This window comes from Rhodococcus sp. P14 (assembly GCF_000256505.1).
Lineage (GTDB): Bacteria > Actinomycetota > Actinomycetes > Mycobacteriales > Mycobacteriaceae > Rhodococcus > Rhodococcus ruber.
On record NZ_AJFC01000226.1, the window covers coordinates 1 to 2,827 of the forward strand.

The 2,827-nt window shown below is 71.0% G+C and carries 4 protein-coding genes and 1 pseudogene; 4 read left to right on the forward strand and 1 reads right to left on the reverse strand.

All coding sequences use genetic code 11. The annotated features are described in order from the left end of the window. From OEY_RS0115820 to OEY_RS0115835, 4 genes are all read left to right on the forward strand, one after another. Positions 1–440 (forward strand): C40 family peptidase (locus tag OEY_RS0115820; RefSeq protein WP_010594827.1); only part of this gene is annotated, 440 nt, incomplete at its 5' end. 40 nt (positions 441–480) lie between these two features. Further along, positions 481–813 carry a hypothetical protein gene (locus tag OEY_RS0115825; protein WP_010594828.1) on the forward strand — a complete coding sequence of 111 codons (333 nt, stop codon included), beginning with the start codon at positions 481–483 and terminating at the stop codon, positions 811–813. A gap of 5 nt (positions 814–818) precedes the next feature. Further along, entirely contained in the window at positions 819–1,124 is a 306-nt protein-coding gene (locus OEY_RS0115830; RefSeq protein ID WP_010594829.1) for a YbaB/EbfC family nucleoid-associated protein, read from the forward strand. A 60-nt stretch (positions 1,125–1,184) separates the two neighbouring features. Continuing rightward, positions 1,185–2,417 carry a hypothetical protein gene (locus OEY_RS0115835; RefSeq protein ID WP_010594830.1) on the forward strand — a complete coding sequence of 411 codons (1,233 nt, stop codon included), beginning with the start codon at positions 1,185–1,187 and terminating at the stop codon, positions 2,415–2,417. Here the strand turns inward: OEY_RS0115835 and OEY_RS29820 are convergent. Further along, positions 2,350–2,827: pseudogene (locus OEY_RS29820) on the reverse strand (FAD-binding monooxygenase); the annotation flags it as partial. The gene OEY_RS0115835 and the pseudogene OEY_RS29820 overlap by 68 nt on opposite strands.

The following is a 2,827-nucleotide window of genomic DNA, read 5'->3' on the forward strand; positions in this document are numbered from 1 at the left end:
GTCCGGCCGCGTCGCAGTCCGGCGAGCCGCGGGCCTTCGGCGGCCCCGGAACCGAGGTGCGGCTACCGGACGGCAGCGTGGCCGTCGCACCGAATCGGGCGGCGGCCGATGCGGTGCGTCACGCGCTCTCCCAGCAGGGCACGCCCTACGTGTGGGGTGGGACCGTGCCGGGGCAGGGCCTCGACTGCAGCGGACTGACCCAGTGGGCGTACGGACAGGCCGGAGTACAGATTCCGCGCCTGGCCCAGGATCAGGACGTGGGAACCGCAGTCGATGCGAGCGCGGTGCAACCCGGCGATCTCGCGGTGTGGGACGGGCACGTCGCGATGATCGTCGGAAACGGCCTCATGGTCGAGGCGGGTGACCCGGTGCAAGTGTCGCCGATCCGGACCACGAACAGCGGGATGGGATTCCAGGGATTCTTCCGGCCCACCGGGTGACACGGGAACCGATCGGTGCGGGTGCGCGTCCAAGTCCGGTATGGACACCCCGGAGACGACCATCACGACGGCGACCGCCCGGAACCGGGCCGGCACCATCTCGGTGCGCACCACCGAACAGGGCCTGCCCGTCGACCTTCACATCGATCAGAGCGAACTACGCTACGGCACAGCACAACTGGCCGAGCAGATCGTGTCGCTGTGCCGACTCACGACACTCGAGGCCGCCGCGCGGCACCGAGAGGAACTGGCGGACGGAGGCATGCCGGAAGGACTGCTGAACCGGCTGGGCCTGACCACCCACGATGCCGTGCAGCGGGCGCGCCGCGACGACGGGCACGCGGCCGGAACTCGTGCGGCGCTCCGGTGGTGAGCGCGATGTCGGCGAGCGACCAGCGCGTGACGGAGATCGTGGAGAGTGTGCGCACGAGGCTCGGGGCCCTGCAGGACTGCGTGGCCGCGCTCGGCGTGGTCTCGGGCACTGCGACGAGTCCGGACGGTCTCGTGCGGGCCGAGGTGGACGGCAACGGCGCCCTGACCGGACTGTGGCTCGCCGAGACGTTGCGCGGGCACCGCACCCGGGACGTGGCGGCATCGATCCTGGCCACGGCGCACGAGGCCGCACGGGTCGCCGCCGCCGAACGGGCCCGTCTGCTCGGGGATCTCCGTGGCGCGCTCGGGTGACGGCTGTCTCACCGCCGCTCCGCTATGTCTTCGGCCCGGAGGTGGCTAGGCTTGGCGACCATGGCTGGAGACATCGTCCCGATCGAGCTCGGTCTCACCGACGGCGACGTCGCGACCCTCTGGGCGCCGCGGTGGCGCGAGGGCGACGACGAATGGGAGGCGTTCCTGGGCCACGGTGACGATCTGTATGCGTTCGGCGCGGTGGCCGAGCTCGTTGCGTTCGTCCGCTCCGGCGCCGACAACGACCTCGTCGAGCATCCGGCCTGGCCGGTCGTGTCGAAACTCGCGGCGGAGGAGTTCGAGCCGGACGAGAGCCATTCGTACGACCTGATCGGCGTGCCGGAACTCGTGGCGGACGACGCGGATCCGGAGTCCGTCGCCGAACTGCAGAACACGTTCGACATCGCGTCCGTCCTCGGCGACGTGTGCGAACTCGAGCCGGTGACGAAGTTCTTCGAGCGCGCCGAGATCGAGGCGCTGCTGAGCCACGGAGTCGCGGCGTTCGAGGGCCGCGAGGGCGTGGAACTGTGGAATCGGGTCGGCGCGGCCGTCGCCGAGGACTGGGACGCGGTGCTCGACGCGATCGACGGCGTCGTGAAGTCGCCCGAGGTGGACCCCGAACTCGTCGCCGAAGCCGAGGCGGAACTCGTCGCGGCCGAGGAGAACGTCGTCGAGGCCGAGGACGCGGCCGAGGAGGCGGAGGACGAGGAGTACGAGTTCGTCGACGGGGACGAGGACGAGGAGACGAGCTTCTGGACCGCGGTCGGGATCGACCCGGTCAAGATCATCGCCTCCGACGGCACGTGGTTCACCCTGCGCTGCTACGTCGACGACGATGCGTTGTTCCTCGGCCGGGACGGGACGATCCTGGTGTTCCCCACCGAGCGGGCGCTGGCGCGCTATCTCGCCGACCACCACGACCACGACCTGGCGGCGCTGAGCACCTACGACGACATCCGGCACGCGGCGACGGACGGTTCCCTCGAGATCGACGTGACGGACGAGAACGTGTACGTGCTGCCCGGGATCGCGGACGACATCGAGCACGGCACCGAGGCGGTGGACGCCGATCAGCTGGATCTGGCGGTCGAGCTGTTCACCGACGCCGCGAACTACGCCGAGGACGACAGCACCGACGCCACGCTGGCCGGCTCCACCGAGCTGGGCTGGTTCGTCAACTACGTGCTCGAACCGGATCCGACACGGCTCGCGCCCAGCGCGCCGTTCACCGCGGAGGCAGAGGCGTGGCGGGCTCTCGAGCGGGAGTTCGAGGCCCGGCTGCACAAGCACTGATCGATCGCCGGAGCACCCGGCGCAGTATCGGCGGGGCGACCAGCCGCCCCGGCGGGTCCACCATCGCCGCGACCCGGAAGAATGCGCGGACCACCTCGGCATCCTGCACGGCAGCGGCGTGGACGAGCGGCAGATAGCGGTTGGCCACGCGCACTTTCGCGCCGCGCCGGCCCTGGACCTCCGGCCAGGCTAGGTCACCGCCGGTCGCCATGTCCCAGGGCACGGCGACGACCTTCGCCACGTCCCGGAACCACCGGTGCGGGTCCGGTTCCCGGCCGCGGGCAAGGTGTTCGGCGAGGAGCACGGCTTCGAACGCCGCGACGCTCATGCCCTGCGCGTAGATCGGGTCGAAGCTGCACACCGCGTCGCCGATCACCAGCAGCCCCTGCGGCAGGCGCCCGCCCCCGTCC